Here is a 16589-nt window from a genome sequence, read left to right on the forward strand (position 1 = left end):
AAATTAGGATGGTGCCTTGTATGAAAATAAAATTGGCGCAAATCATTACATTACTTCTGACAACACTTACGATATATGCAGTAAGCGGATGCTCCACATGGGACACGTTAAAATCTGCACACACAACAACCGATATATCTGGCAACGCAAAAACCCAACCCATCGATACCCATGTTAAAGTCAAGGTAGACGTTATAAAACCAAAAACGATTCCCCTCCTGACGAGAGGAATGACTGGCAATGAAGCACTATGGTATAATGAAGCGTTAGCCATATTAGGTTATTTACCTGTGACATGGAACGACCCACAAACTTCCGACCTTCAAAGCACAACAGCGGCCACATACACAACACCAACAAATGATACAGAGAATGAAGAAATGATCGAAAGTCAGTTTGCAACGCAACTCGTCCATCATCAGTTAGAACCCATACTATCAGTGCAGTGGTCTTGGAAAGGGAACTATCCCGAAGCTCTACAAAACGATTGGAATCCTTACAAAGCGACAGCCATTACACAAGGGGCAATCATGAGTTTTGAACACCAACACCAACTTGCTGTGGATGGAATAGCCGGACCAGAAGTGAATCAAGCACTCTACCAAGCATTGTTACATCATCAACAGAACAGCCAACCATACACTTATATTGAAGTACAAAAAACAAAGCCTGAAACCTTACAAGTGTGGGAGAGCGGTCAACCCATTTTTAAAAGTTTAGCTAATACGGGAATAGCAGCAAGTCCAACGCCCAACGGTATCTGGCCAGTCTATCTACGATTAAAAGAACAAACCATGCGTGGGACCAATCCCAACGGAACTCCTTATGACGATCCGGGAGTACCCTTTATCAATTACTTCTATCATAGTGACGCTGTCCATGGATTCATTCGCGCATCCTACGGCTTCCCACAAAGTCTCGGTTGCGTAGAGCTACCCATTATTAACGCAAAGACAGTCTATTCCATCATCCATTATGGAACACCCGTACAAATCATTAGTTAAGGCATATTAAAGAATGGGGGATAGCAAGCGGGCACATGATTCAGCAATTCGAACTGCATGTGGACGTTTTTGATATAACTCACGAGTCAACTCAGAGCTTTTTTCAATATCCGTATAAAACAGATCCGCCAACCGGCATGCGATTCGACTGTCATACAAAACAGCGTTAACTTCAAAGTTTAATTTAAAACTGCGAATATCAAGATTTGCAGTGCCAACGGATGCTAATTCACTATCGATAACAACCGTTTTGGCATGTAAAAAACCGTTTTTATACAAATAAAACTTTACGCCTACCTCCAAAAGCTCCGCCAAATAAAAGCGCGAAGCAAAATAGACCAAGTAATGATCAGGTTTATCAGGTAGCATAATTCTTACATCAACACCAGAAAGAGCCGCTGTCTTTAGTGCAGTCAACAAACTTTCGTCAGGAATAAAATAAGGACTTTGAATTAAAATTTGCCGTTTGGCTAAATAAATCATTTTTACATAAGCATTTCGAATCGTTTCTGAACGACTGTTTGGTCCACTAGAAACAATTTGAACTCCTACGTCACCTGTATCAGGTTGAAGAGGAAAATAGTCATCCGTTACACGAAGACGTTTTTTTGAGGCAAAATTCCAGTCCATCAAAAAGAGAGCCTGCATTTCCAACACAGACGTCCCTTCAATTTTCAAATGTGTATCACGCCAAGCTCCAAATCGTACATCACGGCCAAGATATTCATCACCAATATTAAATCCCCCAATATAACCCACTCTGCCATCAATAATCGCCAATTTACGATGATTTCGGTGATTCATACGCGGATTGAAAAAAGGAAAAATAGAAGGAAAAAAGCGGGCAACATATCCTCCTGCCTGAATCAAATCGCCAAAAAAATCCATATGCAATCCTTTACTACCAACAGCATCATATAAAACTCTGACTTCAACACCCTCATTCGCTTTTTGAATCAAGGCGGACACAAGTTGCCTACCTAGTCGATCAGGGCGAAAAATATAGTATTCTAAATGAATATGATGTTTCGCTTGTCGAATAGTATCTAATAAAGAAATAAATTTACTCTGTCCATCGTAAAAAACTTCCACCCGATTATCTTGGGTAAAAACAGCATAACTACTGACTAAATTCATATAAATAAGGTCTTGGTATCGCTGAACAAACGGATCGTAAAATTCAATATTTCCTTCACGGAGATTCGTCTTTTGAGCTTCAACAATCGCATTTACAAACTCTCTCTGCATACGACGAATCCGATACATTTTTACTCCATTTAATTTCTTTCCAAGTAATAAGTACAACAAAAAACCACCAATAGGAACAAACAAAAGAACCATTAACCATGCCCAAGTTACTGCAGCATCTCGTCGTTCAAGGAATATAATGACCCCCGCAGTCACCAAATCAATGGAAAATGTTACAATATAAAGAAGATGAATGAGCATCATTCCTATGCAGCCCTCTCATGGTCACGCATGACCCAAACTTCAAAAAACATATTGCCAAAAATGACTCCAATCCTATTCAAGCAAATCCATCTGCTTTCAAAACAAAACGATTGCTTATCAACATTGTATCAAAATTACATGACTGGTATCGATTATGAGAGACGAATGGAAACCATCCAACACTGGTAGAAACAAGTCTGTTTAGTCTGTATAGAAAAACTTGTACGGAGACAAAGTGAAAGTGTGCCAACGATCAATCAACAAAGGAGACGATATAAATGGGTAACAGTAAAACGTATAATTATCCAAAAGCAAATTCCGTCAGTACCAGTTCTCAAGCCGGACATAGTTCTCGAGTTCAAAAACGCAAACCTGAACCCCACCAAACACAAAATCTCGAACAAGAAGACACTGCCAAGGGCTCACGCACTCTACACGATTAAGAATTACCCATTCATTGAGTTGGTTTATATAGGATGATCTAAAAAACTCCAAGCTAATACATGCAATCAAAAATTATCGATAAAAGGGCCTCCTCATCAACTCTGAAACTCTAAGAGTGAAAAGGAGGCTGTTCTCCAATTAAAATTCAGAACAAACTTTGAAACAATCGTGACATCCTCAATAAAAACATAACAGTGTTGAATATAAAACTTACTTAAAAACTTTTACTCGCTCAGAAATAGGATTGAACTGTTTTTCACCAGCAGGTTGCTCTGGCTTACCGAATGGCATCTGTGCAATCAATCGCCAAGACTCTGGCAACTTCCATTCTGCTTTTACTTTCTCATCAATAAGAGGATTGTAATGCTGTAAACTTGCTCCCAATCCTTCTGCCTCAAGCGCCATCCAAATCACAAGCTGATGCATTGCGCTCGTATGCTGAGCCCAGACAGGAAAATTATCTTGATATAAGGGAAATTGTTTTTGCAAACTTTCGATTACTGACCAATCTTCAAAATAGAGCACAGTTCCATATGCTGATTTAAAACTATCCATTTTTTGCTGAGTAGAAGCAAATTGATCAGCAGGAACAACTCCACGCAATACGTCCGTCGTCAAATCCCACAATTCATCATGCTGTTTACCCAGCAAAAGTACTATGCGAGTACTTTGTGAATTAAAGGCGGAAGGTGTATGTTGAATGGCTTCTTCTATGATTTCCTGAATCCGAGCATCAGAAACAGGAGAATTTTTGCTTAAGGCATAGATGGAACGACGGTTACGAAGTGCCGTATAGAAATCAAATGGTTGCTGAGTTTGTGTATTCATACTTCATTTACCTCCACTACTTATTTTTTGTTTGCTACGCATTTTTTATACTATCATCCTCTCTGACTAAAATCAATTCAGAAGAGCAGAAATATCATGCGGAAAGATACGAACAAGCATACAGTAGTTTTTTACCAAAGGACGGTTTACAAAAGATTTTCTAATTCATCTTGCAGAATACTTGTCCAAACCGTATACTTGTGGCAATTTGTGTACTTTGGAGGTGATTAGGATGCGATCGTTTTTCCGCGGCTTACCGCTCTCATTCCAACATGTCTTTGCAATGTTTGGCGCAACAGTCCTAGTCCCCTTGCTTACCGGTTTAAATCCTGGAGCGACTCTTGTTGCAAGTGGCGTAGGAACTCTGTTATTTCATCTGATTACAAGGGGTAAAGTGCCAGCTTATCTAGGCTCTTCATTCGCTTTTATTGCTCCATTGGCGCTATTTGTCAGTCGACATCATGCTCCTAATCAAGCAGCAGCCGGACTTATCAGTGTCTCCATTGTTTATTTTATTTTTACGATTCTGGTAGCTACGATTGGTTTTGACAAAATCCGCAAAGCGATTCCACCAGTCGTTGTAGGTCCAGTAGTTGCAATAATTGGTCTCTCTTTAGCGCAAACTGCGATTACAAGCGAAGCCAATACACATTGGGATGTGGCCATTATCAGTCTTGTAGCCGCCATCTTGTCGGCAATTGTAGGAACTCGACAATTACGCCTTTTACCTATATTGGTAGGAATTGTGGTTGGTTACCTTTATGCCGTATTGCGAGGATATGTATCTTTTCAAAAACTCCACGCTTCTCCCTGGATACAAACACCAACTTTTCACATGCCAGATTTTACTTGGACTGTGGTACTTTCCATGGCTCCCATCGCACTAGTAACCATGATTGAAGATATTGGTCATATGTTTGTATTAAATGAAATTATTGGACGCGATGTGACGAAAGATCCAGGCTTTTCATCTATTCTCTTGGGAAACGGTGTCGCCACTCTTGTCTCAGCGCTCATTGGTGGCCCTGCTGAAACGACATATGCCGAGAATCTCGGTGTACTTGCCATGACTCGCCAATTCTCCAGCCGATTAATAGAAGGCGCTGCAGTAATTGCCATCATATTAGGACTGCTTGGCAAATTTGGCGGCTTAATTGAAACCATACCTGCTGCTGTCATGGGTGGAATTGGCATTTTGCTTTATGGAATGATTGCTGCCATGGGTATTCGGCATATGATTGAGGAGAAAGTTGATTTAACAAGAACTAAAAATTTAATCATCGTCGCAGTCATTTCTATTATAGGCGTGGGAGAGCCCAATAACGGCATTGCCTATGCCACCATTGCAGGACTGATTATTCATTGGGTTTTGCCCGATCGCGATCGCCCCAAAGAAGTGACAGCGTAAAACGGCAACTATCGATCATTTAAGCTGTGGAGGATGACATGAATTCACCGATGAAACGCTTAAGTGAGTATGCCGTTACTTATGATACGGTTCACCCCGTTGAATACGAATACCCCGATATAGCTGCTCTAGAAGTACAACACGGGCCAGCGCATGTGGCAAAGTTAATGGTCCAAAAGACCATCGAAAATCAGACCGCGCACGTATTTCCGAATGAACGCCTAGTGAGCCCCCCACGATAAAGACCAGGCGCCCAAATCCACGCCCGCAAAGTTCTTGATATTGTTGACTCCACTTCTCAGAGGTCAGCTCTTTCCCTAAGATGTCCAACAAGACTAAGCCGTCTCTTTGCCGGAGATGTCGAGATAAACGCTTTGCTTCTAATTGCAGCACCCGTTCTTTATCCGCCGCAGAATAATGTTCTGGACATGGCTCATCATCGACTTCCAATATTTCCAATTGTACATAAGCGTTAAGGCGCTTTGCATATTCTGCAAGCGCCTCCTGATAAAATTTCTCTTTAATCTTCCCCACAGAAAGAATACAAATTTGCATGTCAGGCCACCTCATAAAATTCTCTTTCTATGACAGCAGCCTAAACCAGTCCAACATGTTTCCTGTATACCAAAGAAACTAAAATCAGCGAGTGCTCCAGAAATTTGGACCATATTCGGGGGCTCCCTGCAAAAACGGATCGTCATCATCATCCGATGAAGAACTTGGAATGATGGAATTGGGGCTGGCTGTTGTCAATTTCGTATCCATTTTACCTATTTTCAACTTAAGATTCAGTTCGCGGCTACCCCGATATACTCGCAGTTGAGCTACATCGCCTGGATGCTCCTGAAAAAGATGCGTACGCAAATCAGCCATGGTTTTTACCGGATGATTATCCATAGCCACAATCACATCATTCTCCTGCAATCCGGAAGCACGAGCTTCAGGAGAAATAGCAGCCTTCACCCATACTCCATAATCAACAGGCACATCCGGCCACCACTGCTCTGGCAGAGTAGCCAACGAATATCCTTCAATACCTAGCGCGGGATGAATAGCATGGCCTGTCTTTAACAATTGATTGGCAATGGTCACAACCTCATTGGAGGGGATGGCAAAACCCATTCCTTCAAACTCAGGCGCTACAATTTTACTGCTGTTAATACCCATAACCTGTCCGCGAATATTGACCAAAGGCCCTCCACTGTTACCTGGATTGATAGCAGCATCTGTCTGTATCACCGCTTGATAATCGAGCACCTGATCCGTCTCAGGTTCGGAAACTGGCATAATACGCTTTGCAGCGCTCACGATACCTGCTGTCACCGAATCAGCAAAATCTAACCCCATTGGCGTTCCAATAGCAATCGCAGGTTCACCCACAATCAGATCATTTGAATTGCAGAAAGTCACAGGCTGAATTCCTCGTACTTCTGCAACTGGGAGTCGAATAACCGCCAAATCTGTATATGGATCGGTACCTACCACAGACGCTTGAATATGTTTTCCCGACTCTAAGACTGCGCTCACTTTAACAGAACCTTCTACCACATGGTTGTTCGTAACGGCGTAACCGTACTCGCTGTCTTTGTAAAAAAGTACCCCTGTTCCCACACCAGCGGGCTCAATTTTGGTCTGCTGAGTAATGTTGTTCGAGATTTGCGCATAATTGACAATTCCCATTACGGCTGGTTTTACACGTTTCACCGCGTCAGTGATATTGTTTGTGTAGCCGCCAGAAATCGCTATGGATTGGGCACTAGCTTCTGCATGAAAAACCACCGGGCTCAAGCAAAGAAATGTAGATACGCTGCTTAAAGCCAAGAAGCATTTTTTCATTCTTTGAACATGGCGCTGACTCATCATAGACACCCTCCAGATGGAGAATTCGGCAATGATTGCCTCTTCGAATTCTCCCTCTAGCGTGTCTCAGACCGACACTTCCTATGCGTTGCATTTAGCGGACACAGGAGTCAGTATCGTCGGTTCATAGCGACTTGTCCGTAACAGTGAGACCTGTTCTTGATAGGTCGATCGCGCTTCCTGTAAAATACTCGAAACTGTTAAATCAGCTAAATCGGGCTGATTGTTCTCCTCACTTAAATGAGCCAAATAAACTTTTACTTCTTGTTGACCGATAATATCAATCAATGCCTCTGCAGCATCCGTATTGGACAGATGACCCTTATCGCCAAGGATGCGCCGTTTGATAGACCAAGGATACGGACCAGCTCGCAACATCTCTACATCATGGTTGCTTTCAAAAACATAGGTGTCGCAGCCAGCAATCACATCTTTAATCGAGTCACTGACAAAACCGAGATCCGTGACTACAGCCAGACTTTCGTCTCCCGAATCAAACCGATATGCTACCGGTTCTTCTGCGTCATGTGAAACAGCAAAAGGCGTAATTCGAATGTCGCCAATACTAAAAACTTCTCCTGCGCGTACAACCTTATGAATGTGATTTCCGCTTATTCCTGACACAATTTCCGCATATGTACCTTCCGTCGTATAGAGCGGTGCTTGAGAGAGCTTGAGTATCTGTTTTAAGCCGCGAACGTGATCGACATGCTCATGGGTAACCAGTACAGCCGTTATTTGCGAACCATCCACTTGGCAAGCGGTAGCTAATCGTTGGGAAATCTGTTTGCCGCTAATACCCGCATCAAGCAACAAACGAGTCTGTTCTGTAGATATGTAAATTGCATTTCCACTGCTACCACTCGCTAAAACACTAACAGACAACAAAGAGTGAATCCTCCATCCTGCGTCAAGCTGACGCACTCGATGCATTATCTACTTCACCTGTTAAAGCGTTGACGTCATAAGACTGGCTGGGTGTAATAATGCGCCAAACCGGAAACCAGAGTTGTTGTCCCAGGTGTCCACTAGAAATTTTTCCTACTCCAACTTTTCTGGCATATCCTAATTGTATACCTAAAATCACATTATCTCTGGCACTATAGGTCTTGTCTACCGATTCTGCCAGACTATTGAGCGCATCAATCGCTGATATGACAGGTTTGGGTCGGCCAATCGGCTGGATATGGTGAATGGCCTGTTGACTATAACCTAAAATTTCACCATGTGAACCTGTTCGAATTTGAATATGGACATCAAAAACCGGAAAATTATTGTAGTTTTCCAGATAATCGGATATATTTTGCGTCGATGAATATTTATCAAATGTATACAACTGTCCATGAAAAGCTGTCTTCAACAGATCCACAGGCTGTATCCCTTGCAATGGAGGCTGAAATTGAATCTGCCAAGTTTCACCTCGCACTTTGATTTGACCCTCGGAATCTTGAATCTGTGTAGTAGACGTATAGAGAATTTTTCCATTTGGAAAAACTGCTTTGGCTAATTCATCTAACTTGGGCGTAATCCAATTGGCTTTAAAAGTAACCATCTCTGGTTGTGACTCTGGAACATGCGCTTGGAGAGTAAAACCGTGATCAGCCAATACCGTTTTCGTATTGGCAAGAAGATCGCTGTAGGACTCGACATAGCCATACGTTTGAATATGACTTTCATATAATTGCCAGCCAAGAATAAGATCTAAAATCAAAAAGGCAGCAATCAGCCAATTCTTTGCGACCTCCCAATTCACGGCAGATCCCCTCCTAAAACATGACCATCTATAGCGTCAATGATAAGCTGCTGCCCTTTCGGCAATTGTACAAAATACGCTGGAATTAAAGATACGATTGAACCTTCATCTTGCTCATCAAGGCCGAGTTGAATTTGTTGTATCTGTTTGATTTGTTGAACACTTAAAATCGTTTTTAAGACATTCAACAACTGCCAACCATTTAAAGCATTTCCTCGGGTTGAATCTATTTCACTGGCCAAATTGTACAAAGGACGACTGAAGGAGACGACTCTGCCCGCTCGAATGACTACTTGATAGTCGTTCGATCCGTTTAAAATGGGCAAACCATCAACATAAGGCACTAGAGTGATGGTTTCTCCCGAAGCATTGGACTGCACCTGAGTCGCAATCAGATTATTAGGTCCTCCACCGTGATCGCGCACAAAACGTGCGGCTAGTTCCAAGGTATCCAGATTTTCAATTCGTTTGCCGCTTGCATTTGGATCTTGATAAGTAATTTCATCTGGATGCTTCGTCCATTGCACGGCTCGACTGCCATCCGTCCAAAGGGTAGTGTTATTATCTTCCTGAATTCGCGTTACGACTAAAGGATTGACAAAAAATGAATGAACAACAGGCAGAAGCGAAATCGCATTGGTGGTCCAAGTGCTCGTACTCAATTGGGTATAGGAGCCTGGCAAGTCATTATTAGTTTGTACGGTAGTCCAAATGGACCACGGTTGTGCCCTGACGGCTTCCGTAATTTGATTGTAAAGTGAAACAGTCGATAAGTTGGTTTGCGCTTCGTAGTCTACTCCGCCGCTGGTTAATCCAAGCCATACAGGCCCATTGGAGCTTGTCTGATACAATAAAATTAACCCTGAGTATTGCACATACCCTGTCGGTTCAATATTCGGTACCCATTGTTGTAAAAGTGCTGCGGACAGAGGCACGCCAAAATCATATTCCACCTCGTCCAAGGTTCTCTTGGGGAAAGCTGGGATTTCCTGTAAAGCAGTCACACGCACTGATTGCAATAATGTAAGCCATTGATTGTAACTATGAGTTTCCGGTAAAGCGACACTTAAACTTGCTGCCGAATGTTGACTGAGAATAATTCGATACGGACGACCTAATTGGCTCGCGATGGGATACTCGGTTGCTGCCAATGGCAAAGGTTCACCAATACCAACTTCCGTTGCGTTTTGAAAATCTCCTACCCACAGCCAATAGCTTAACAACAGTGAAAGCCCAACTAAAACAACTAAAATAAGGGTACGAATGTGTGCGAGCCAATTTTTATTCATATTGGCCAACCCCTTTATCTTTGACCATCGGCAATCGCAAATGAACCTTTGTGCCTCGATTGACTTCGCTTTCCATATCAATGGTACCACCGTGGCGCTCAACAATTTCCCTGGCCAGCGCCAACCCGAGACCAGTACCACCCGATCGACGACTACGCCCTTTGTCCACTCGATAAAAACGTTCAAAAACATGCGGTAAGTCTTCTGGTGGAATGCCTATACCTGTATCAGAAACTATAATTTCTACTTCATCCGCATTTTCTATATGAGCTGACAGGCAAACAATTCCTCCTGCAGGGGTATATTTAAAAGCATTAGAGAGAAGGTTGTCCAAGACGCGATGCAACATATCTTCGTCACCCAACAAGGTAGCGGGTGGAGCGGGATCAACTATAAAAGTTAACTCGCGGGCATTCGCCTGTATACGGAACCGCTGCTCGGCAAAAGCAAACAAACGTTCCATGGTAATATATGTAACTGTCCTTGGACGCTGCGAATCCTTGGATAAACCGGATAAAAGCAATAGATCTCGCGTCAAACGGACCATTCTATCTGTTTCATCACTGACAACTTGTAGAAAATCTTGTCGGACATCTTCTTCATCTGGTGTTAAATCGCGAAGAGCTTCAATATAAGACTTAACCGAGGTTAGCGGTGTTCGCAATTCGTGCGAAACGTTGGCTACAAAATCTCGTTGCGCTTGTATGAGTTTCTCTTGTTCTGTCACATCTCGAATCACCGCGACATAGCCTTGGCGTTCTTGATGCTGTTGAAGCGCTGTCACGTGAACATGAAGAATACTCTGACCAATTTCTCGAACCCAAATCTTCTCCCGTATATCTTCTTTCATTTCTGTCAAGCCAAGCCGTATCGCAGCATTGCTATCGTTTGTGCGCAATTGCAACATACGCCGTGCCGCTTCGTTTAAGAAAAGCGGTTGCCATTCTGGATTAAAAGCAACCACGCCGTCACCCATCGAAGTAATAATGGCTCGCAAACGTTCCTGTTCCCGCTGGTTTGTTTGCAAAGCATCTTCCAATTTAGTCGTCAAATCATTAATCGCTGTCGCCAAATCACCAAATTCATCATCGCCACCCACATGCACTCGACGACTGAAATCTCCACTGGCCAAGACACGGGCTTGGCGTGTCGCATCTAGAATAGGACGAGTAATGGTTCGCGCCAGTAAAATACCAAGCAGAGCTGCTAACATCAAACCTATGGCCGATCCGGTATAAAAAATCTTTGTAACCTCATGGACAGTGTTATATACAGACTGGATGGGGACAACATATTCCACCACGCCAAGAAATCGGTTGTTATACAAAATAGGTACAGCAACGGTTAATAAATGCTGGTTTGAAAGAGGATCAAACCGAATGGCGGCTACCGTTTTATGCTGCAAAAGAGCCTCTGTGGAAACTGAATCTGTGCGCTGCTGACCAATCAATGCTGTTCCTGCAGAAGTATCTACCACAAATCCGTCACGATTAAGAATATAGACCGAACCACCCATAAATTGTGGCAGAGACGATAACATGGAAGTCAATGTATCAAGTGGATGTTTGTTATGTGACGAATTACTTATTTCCAGTTGCGGAGCTACCAATATGGACATAAGATGAGCCTGATTTTCTACAGTTTGTGTCTCACTCTGAACGAGAGATGTCGTAAGTGTACGCACAAAATAAGCTCCGATGAGCTCTAAAGAAAAGAGTACGAGCAATAAAGAGACCGTCACTAACTTAAAACGAATACTTCGCCAAAAACGCCTATCTTCGCGCATAATAGCCAACACCGCGCCGAGTCAGCACATATTCAGGAGCACTTGCATCCTCTTCTAATTTTTCACGCAAACGCCGGATGGTCACATCAACCGTACGCTCATCGCCCACATAGTCCATACCCCACACCTCAGTCAGCAATTGCTCTCGGGTATAGACCAGACCTGGCCTTGAAGCGAGATACGCTAACAACTGAAATTCTCTATGTGTGAGAGATATTAAGGTACCATTCTTACGCACCTCATAGTGGGCCAAATCAATGACAATATCATGTAAATAAAGTAAATGACCGTCTTCTTTTTCATGCATATCCCTCTCAAGTTCAACACGTCGTAACGTTGCCTTTACACGAGCCAACAATTCACGAGTAGAAAACGGCTTGGTTACATAATCATCTGCACCCAGTTCAAGACCTAAAATTTTGTCAACTTCCGCATCCCGTGCAGTCAACATGATGATGGGTACAGCTGTAAATTCTCTTAACTCTCGACATACTTCAAAACCGTCTTTCTCAGGTATCATTAAATCCAGTAATACTAAATCCGGTTTTTCTTCGCGAGCCAATTGCACTGCACGTACACCATCTTCAGCAGAAATCACTTGATAGCCTTCTCGTTCCATAGCAAATCGTAATATTTTTTGAATTGGCTCCTCATCTTCTACTACTAAAATTTTCGGCATAGAGTTTCCTCTCTTTATGCGGAATCCAACATCAAGAATGTTGATCTAAAGCTACCCAAACGAAGTGAGGATGTGTCAATACGGCTTGGTATCTCCCCAATTGCATCAGCAACAACGGATAGGGAGATAAATTCGTCTGTTCTGGCAAATTTTCAGACTCTACATAACTTTCGATATCAAATACAGGAGGACCAAACCACCACGGTTTCACAGTAACATACGACTCGACACCTTGTAAGGAGCCGATTTGAGCAAAGGATGGAATATTATAAACAAACGCGAATCGGGACCAAAAAGCAACTGACAAACCAATCGCCAGCCATGTAATCGCGCGTGTCCAAAATCGCAGCGAACGCACAGCGCGCAAAGCACGAATTCTTCGCATACGTGCTCGACGTTGTTTACGTCGACGCTGCCTTTTCTTATTAAGCTGACGCTGATATTCTTTGCGACCAAGCGTCTCGAGCGATCCTGACTCTATCATGGTGCAGCATGCGCCCTCTCCAGATTAACAAATTTATTGTAATTCTTTAAAAAGACAAGCTCGACCTTTCCGGTTGGCCCATTTCTCTGCTTGGCAATAATAATCTCAATGATGTTTTTCTTTTCAGAATCTGGATCGTAATAATCATCCCGATAAAGAAACGCTACAATATCGGCATCCTGCTCAATACTTCCGGATTCACGAATGTCGGAAAGCATTGGACGTTTGTCCTGGCGCTGTTCAACAGAACGGCTTAACTGTGCAAGTGCTACCACAGGAACTTCCAGTTCACGAGCCAACCCTTTGAGCGATCTCGATATTTCGGAAATTTCCTGCTGCCTATTTTCTCCCGAAGCACGGCGACCCTGAATCAATTGCAAATAGTCAATCACCACAAAACCTAAACCTTTTTCTAATTTGAGACGACGAAGTTTACTGCGCATTTCAGGCACTGTAATACCAGGACTGTCATCAATATAGAGTGGGGAGTTGGATAGTGTGCTGACACCCATAGAAAGCTTTGGCCAATCCTCGTCATCTAATGTACCATTGCGAAGTTTGTGACCGTCAATATACGCTTCAGCGCAAAGCATACGCTGAACAAGTTGATCTTTAGACATTTCTAAAGAAAATATCGCAACAGGTAGACCTGCTCGCACAGCAACATTTTGGGCAATATTGAGTGCAAACGCTGTTTTGCCCACAGAAGGACGAGCTGCAACAATAATTAAATCTGACTTTTGAAATCCGCTGGTCATTCTGTCCAGTTCACTGTAGCCTGTTGGAATACCTGTTAACTGGCCCTCACTTGCGTACAACTGCTCAATACGATCGAAGGTCGATTGCAATACATCAGAAATATGGGTAAAATCGCGAGTTTTTTGATACTGCGAGAGTTCTAATATCATTCTTTCTGCATCAGCAAGGACTTCTGCAGCTGTTTTTTCTGTATCGTAACCTTGTTCAGCAATTTTCGTAGAAACCTGGATAATGCGGCGCATTAAAGCTTTTTCCTTAATGATTCGTGCATAATGATAGGTATGCAAGGCTGTTGGCAAGGCGGCGGCCAATTGAGCGATGTATTCAACGCCGCCTACGCTTTCCAAAGCAGCTTCTTCTGAAGCTAAAGAAGCGGTAACAGTAATCACGTCAATCGGTTCTGCTTCCTGAAACAATCGTTGCATGACTCCATAGATGATACGGTGGGGAGTACGATAAAAATCATCTGCTTCAAGAATCTCAATAGCTTCCACGACTGCATCATTAGAAATGAGCATAGCGCCAAGAACCGCTTGTTCTGCCTCAATTTGTTGAGGAGGCAAGCGTAACCCGTTCATCTCAACTTCTCTTTGCCGCACAGATGGAGATACGGCTTCTTCCACTCCGGACTTCTCCTCTCCAAACTCAAAACAGTTTTATTCGCCTTCGGCAATTACGTGTACTCTGACGTTTGCCCCTACTTCTGGATGCAATTTCACATGCACTTCATGATATCCAAGCGACTTAATCGGTTCATGCAAAACAATTTTCTTTTTATCAACAGGATAACCAGCTTGATGTAAGGCATCTGCAATATGTTTGGTGGTAATAGCTCCAAACAGACGACTACCTTCACCTACCTGCACCTTGAGCAAAATTTCTCTGCCTTCTATTTTTTGAGCTAGCGCTTTAGCGTCTGCCAATTCCTGTGCTGCCCTGCGTTCCTTGCTCGCTTGTTTTTCCTTTAATTGATGTAAGGTGCCCTGATTGGCTTCTACTGCCAACTGCCGAGGAAATAAAAAGTTTCTAGCATATCCCTCTGATACCTCTTTAATTTCGCCTTGTTTACCTTGTCCTTTCACATCCTGCAAGAAAATAACCTTCATCCATCAACTCTCCTTTTGAGCTAAGCCCGATGGTCTAGATATCTTCGAACAGTTGCCGAATCCTCCTGCAAAGCTTCATCATCCAATGAATATACGGATAAAGCCTCCAGAACTTCCTGTTCAATCACTGCCGGCGCGATACCCATCTGGCGACCTAACAGATATGCGGAAGCTATCAACGCTCCAAGTGAACGCGTAAGCTCCCGTTCTTCTCCGAGATGTATACTTTTAAAAGTTTCTGCTACATCTGTGATAAGCCCAATGCGCAAAGATTCTAATACACGCAAGCGCCGGGCAATTTGTATCTGAGGATCCGTGTGCGACACCTCGATTTCCCCCTCAATGCGCACCAGTGCTCCGCCTCTAACCTATTGCATCGCGAGTAATCCGCGCGCTGTATTGCCGCTTCTATTCCACAACCTAATCTCTGTTTCCTGCTAAGAGAAAAGCCGCACCATGAGCGATGCGGCTCCAGACGTTTCCATCTCGGGACAACATTTATTCAGTAGTATATGGCATCAAAGCAATTTGACGAGCACGCTTTATGGCAATCGTCACTTGACGTTGATGTCTTGCACAATTTCCCGAAATTCGGCGTGGTAAAATTTTGCCACGTTCAGTAAGAAATTTATTTAAACGACCAATATCTTTGTAGTCAGCATAGTCAATCTTGTCCACACAAAACTGACACACCTTACGGCGCTTACCTCCACGACCTTTGCGCGGCATAACATTCTTCCCCCCTTCATCCTATTCTTCTCTCAACGACAAATCTCAGAAAGGTAAATCATCATCAGAAATATCTATCATCGGTCCATCATCCGCAAATGGATCATCATCAAATGAGGGTCTGGGAACTTCTTGGCGGCGATTTGAATTCATTCCTGAGCTGTTTCTCTGCATACCTGCGTTGCTGTGTGTATCGCGTGCAGAATTTTCGCCTCGGTCGAGGAATCGCACCGTTTCAGCTACAACTTCTGCTACACGAACTTTTTGACCGTCTTTATTTTCATAAGAACGGATTTGCAACCTTCCGTCTACCGCTGCCAAGCGTCCTTTATGCAAATACTGTGCAACGGTTTCAGCTTGTTTCTGCCAGACTACTATCTGAATAAAATCGGTCTCTCGTTCTCCAGCTTGATTAAGCCTTGGACGATCTACCGCCAGACTGAATGTTGCTACAGCCGTTCCGCTATTGGTATAGCGAAGCTCAGGATCTTGAGTCAATCTGCCAATCAGCACAATTCGGTTTAACATTGTACCATCCCCTCCGACGCGTCCTATTCCCCAAGACGTACTGTGAGGTATCGAAGCACATTATCTTCAATACGCATCACACGCTCGAGTTCATTGGTCACATCGGTGTCTGACGAGTACTTCATCAGGACGTAAAATCCTTCACGATGGCGATCAATCTCATAAGCCAAGCGTCGTTTGCCGATTTCTTGAAGTTCATCAATCTGGCCTCCGTGCTCGGTTACAAGGGATTGATACTTCTCCACCAGTGAAGAAATTTGCTCTGATTCCAGTTCAGGTTTCAGAATGTACATGGTTTCGTACTGGCGCATCCCTATTCACCTCCTTTTGGACTATGGCCCCAAGTCAATGCTTGGAGCAAGGATAGGCATGCGACATGCCAAGATAAAATTTTATCTTATTTATGATAAAACAGCAACCAGTCACTCTTGTAGAACTCGATTTTCAGACAGGTCCTTAACACGTCAGAACCGATGAAAT

The 16589-nt window shown here is 43.3% G+C and carries 19 protein-coding genes; 3 read left to right on the plus strand and 16 right to left on the minus strand.

Annotation, left to right across the window (positions count from 1 at the left end; genetic code table 11):
* The first annotated feature begins 20 nt into the window (after positions 1-20).
* Complete coding sequence (locus ACOJUR_RS00970; RefSeq protein WP_420949029.1) at positions 21-1004, plus strand: L,D-transpeptidase; 984 nt, start codon at positions 21-23, stop codon at positions 1002-1004.
* A 6-nt stretch (positions 1005-1010) separates the two neighbouring features.
* On the opposite strand, the gene cls is transcribed toward ACOJUR_RS00970, so the two are convergent.
* A complete protein-coding gene (cls, locus tag ACOJUR_RS00975; RefSeq protein WP_203114869.1) occupies positions 1011-2456 on the minus strand; it encodes a cardiolipin synthase in 1446 nt (481 codons plus the stop codon).
* Between the two features lie 278 nt (positions 2457-2734).
* Between cls and ACOJUR_RS00980 the strand changes: the two genes are divergently transcribed.
* A complete protein-coding gene (locus ACOJUR_RS00980; protein WP_203114870.1) occupies positions 2735-2899 on the plus strand; it encodes a hypothetical protein in 165 nt (54 codons plus the stop codon).
* A gap of 211 nt (positions 2900-3110) precedes the next feature.
* Here ACOJUR_RS00980 and ACOJUR_RS00985 read toward each other — a convergent pair whose 3' ends face one another.
* Entirely contained in the window at positions 3111-3728 is a 618-nt protein-coding gene (locus ACOJUR_RS00985) for a nitroreductase family protein (RefSeq protein ID WP_420949030.1), read from the minus strand.
* 232 nt (positions 3729-3960) lie between these two features.
* On the opposite strand from ACOJUR_RS00985, the gene ACOJUR_RS00990 reads away from it, so the two are divergent.
* Positions 3961-5136: a solute carrier family 23 protein gene (locus ACOJUR_RS00990; RefSeq protein ID WP_420949031.1), complete on the plus strand. Its 1176-nt coding sequence runs from the start codon at positions 3961-3963 to the stop codon at positions 5134-5136.
* A gap of 75 nt (positions 5137-5211) precedes the next feature.
* Here the strand turns inward: ACOJUR_RS00990 and rlmH are convergent, their stop codons facing one another.
* The 14 genes from rlmH to rpsF all read right to left on the minus strand — a co-directional run bounded on the left by rlmH (position 5212) and on the right by rpsF (position 16420).
* A complete protein-coding gene (gene rlmH / locus ACOJUR_RS00995; protein ID WP_072874376.1) occupies positions 5212-5691 on the minus strand; it encodes a 23S rRNA (pseudouridine(1915)-N(3))-methyltransferase RlmH in 480 nt (159 codons plus the stop codon).
* An 84-nt stretch (positions 5692-5775) separates the two neighbouring features.
* The gene (locus ACOJUR_RS01000) at positions 5776-6996 is read right to left on the minus strand and encodes a S1C family serine protease (RefSeq protein ID WP_420949032.1); all 1221 of its coding nucleotides are present in this window, start codon (positions 6994-6996) and stop codon (positions 5776-5778) included.
* A gap of 81 nt (positions 6997-7077) precedes the next feature.
* Positions 7078-7929, minus strand: a complete 852-nt coding sequence (locus tag ACOJUR_RS01005) for an MBL fold metallo-hydrolase (protein WP_420949033.1) — start codon at positions 7927-7929, stop codon at positions 7078-7080.
* Complete coding sequence (yycI, locus tag ACOJUR_RS01010) at positions 7907-8749, minus strand: two-component system regulatory protein YycI (RefSeq protein ID WP_420949034.1); 843 nt, start codon at positions 8747-8749, stop codon at positions 7907-7909. Before yycI ends, ACOJUR_RS01005 begins: the two co-directional genes overlap by 23 nt.
* Positions 8746-10038 (minus strand): two-component system activity regulator YycH, encoded by a 1293-nt coding sequence (yycH, locus tag ACOJUR_RS01015; RefSeq protein WP_420949035.1) that lies wholly within the window; start codon positions 10036-10038, stop codon positions 8746-8748. Before yycH ends, yycI begins: the two co-directional genes overlap by 4 nt.
* Complete coding sequence (locus ACOJUR_RS01020) at positions 10031-11824, minus strand: ATP-binding protein (RefSeq protein WP_203115658.1); 1794 nt, start codon at positions 11822-11824, stop codon at positions 10031-10033. The genes yycH and ACOJUR_RS01020 overlap by 8 nt, the downstream gene beginning before the upstream one ends.
* Positions 11811-12503: a response regulator gene (locus tag ACOJUR_RS01025; RefSeq protein WP_203114875.1), complete on the minus strand. Its 693-nt coding sequence runs from the start codon at positions 12501-12503 to the stop codon at positions 11811-11813. The genes ACOJUR_RS01020 and ACOJUR_RS01025 overlap by 14 nt, the downstream gene beginning before the upstream one ends.
* A 31-nt stretch (positions 12504-12534) precedes the next feature.
* Positions 12535-12987 (minus strand): hypothetical protein, encoded by a 453-nt coding sequence (locus tag ACOJUR_RS01030; RefSeq protein ID WP_306953448.1) that lies wholly within the window; start codon positions 12985-12987, stop codon positions 12535-12537.
* Positions 12984-14324, minus strand: coding sequence for a replicative DNA helicase (dnaB, locus tag ACOJUR_RS01035; RefSeq protein WP_420950480.1), 1341 nt, complete (start codon positions 14322-14324; stop codon positions 12984-12986). Before dnaB ends, ACOJUR_RS01030 begins: the two co-directional genes overlap by 4 nt.
* 78 nt (positions 14325-14402) lie before the next feature.
* Complete coding sequence (gene rplI, locus ACOJUR_RS01040; RefSeq protein WP_072874383.1) at positions 14403-14852, minus strand: 50S ribosomal protein L9; 450 nt, start codon at positions 14850-14852, stop codon at positions 14403-14405.
* A gap of 20 nt (positions 14853-14872) precedes the next feature.
* Positions 14873-15178: a MazG-like family protein gene (locus ACOJUR_RS01045; RefSeq protein WP_072874384.1), complete on the minus strand. Its 306-nt coding sequence runs from the start codon at positions 15176-15178 to the stop codon at positions 14873-14875.
* A gap of 172 nt (positions 15179-15350) precedes the next feature.
* Complete coding sequence (gene rpsR, locus ACOJUR_RS01050; RefSeq protein ID WP_072874385.1) at positions 15351-15581, minus strand: 30S ribosomal protein S18; 231 nt, start codon at positions 15579-15581, stop codon at positions 15351-15353.
* Between the two features lie 45 nt (positions 15582-15626).
* Entirely contained in the window at positions 15627-16109 is a 483-nt protein-coding gene (gene ssb / locus ACOJUR_RS01055) for a single-stranded DNA-binding protein (protein WP_072874386.1), read from the minus strand.
* Positions 16110-16132: 23 nt separating this feature from the next.
* Positions 16133-16420 (minus strand): 30S ribosomal protein S6, encoded by a 288-nt coding sequence (gene rpsF, locus ACOJUR_RS01060; RefSeq protein WP_072874387.1) that lies wholly within the window; start codon positions 16418-16420, stop codon positions 16133-16135.
* Positions 16421-16589 lie beyond the last annotated feature (169 nt).

This window comes from Alicyclobacillus tolerans (assembly GCF_048984885.1).
Classification (GTDB): domain Bacteria; phylum Bacillota; class Bacilli; order Alicyclobacillales; family Alicyclobacillaceae; genus Alicyclobacillus_I; species Alicyclobacillus_I tolerans.

Bases quoted from the DNA above. Each gene is read 5' to 3' on its own strand.
- ACOJUR_RS00970 (WP_420949029.1), top strand. From the start codon at position 21: ATGAAAATAAAATTGGCGCAAATCATTACATTACTTCTGACAACACTT.
- cls (WP_203114869.1), bottom strand. From the start codon at position 2,456: ATGATGCTCATTCATCTTCTTTATATTGTAACATTTTCCATTGATTTG.
- ACOJUR_RS00980 (WP_203114870.1), top strand. From the start codon at position 2,735: ATGGGTAACAGTAAAACGTATAATTATCCAAAAGCAAATTCCGTCAGT.
- ACOJUR_RS00985 (WP_420949030.1), bottom strand. From the start codon at position 3,728: ATGAATACACAAACTCAGCAACCATTTGATTTCTATACGGCACTTCGT.
- ACOJUR_RS00990 (WP_420949031.1), top strand. From the start codon at position 3,961: ATGCGATCGTTTTTCCGCGGCTTACCGCTCTCATTCCAACATGTCTTT.
- rlmH (WP_072874376.1), bottom strand. From the start codon at position 5,691: ATGCAAATTTGTATTCTTTCTGTGGGGAAGATTAAAGAGAAATTTTAT.
- ACOJUR_RS01000 (WP_420949032.1), bottom strand. From the start codon at position 6,996: ATGAGTCAGCGCCATGTTCAAAGAATGAAAAAATGCTTCTTGGCTTTA.
- ACOJUR_RS01005 (WP_420949033.1), bottom strand. From the start codon at position 7,929: ATGCATCGAGTGCGTCAGCTTGACGCAGGATGGAGGATTCACTCTTTG.
- yycH (WP_420949035.1), bottom strand. From the start codon at position 10,038: ATGAATAAAAATTGGCTCGCACACATTCGTACCCTTATTTTAGTTGTT.
- ACOJUR_RS01020 (WP_203115658.1), bottom strand. From the start codon at position 11,824: ATGCGCGAAGATAGGCGTTTTTGGCGAAGTATTCGTTTTAAGTTAGTG.
- ACOJUR_RS01025 (WP_203114875.1), bottom strand. From the start codon at position 12,503: ATGCCGAAAATTTTAGTAGTAGAAGATGAGGAGCCAATTCAAAAAATA.
- ACOJUR_RS01030 (WP_306953448.1), bottom strand. From the start codon at position 12,987: ATGATAGAGTCAGGATCGCTCGAGACGCTTGGTCGCAAAGAATATCAG.
- dnaB (WP_420950480.1), bottom strand. From the start codon at position 14,324: ATGAACGGGTTACGCTTGCCTCCTCAACAAATTGAGGCAGAACAAGCG.
- rplI (WP_072874383.1), bottom strand. From the start codon at position 14,852: ATGAAGGTTATTTTCTTGCAGGATGTGAAAGGACAAGGTAAACAAGGC.
- rpsR (WP_072874385.1), bottom strand. From the start codon at position 15,581: ATGCCGCGCAAAGGTCGTGGAGGTAAGCGCCGTAAGGTGTGTCAGTTT.
- ssb (WP_072874386.1), bottom strand. From the start codon at position 16,109: ATGTTAAACCGAATTGTGCTGATTGGCAGATTGACTCAAGATCCTGAG.
- rpsF (WP_072874387.1), bottom strand. From the start codon at position 16,420: ATGCGCCAGTACGAAACCATGTACATTCTGAAACCTGAACTGGAATCA.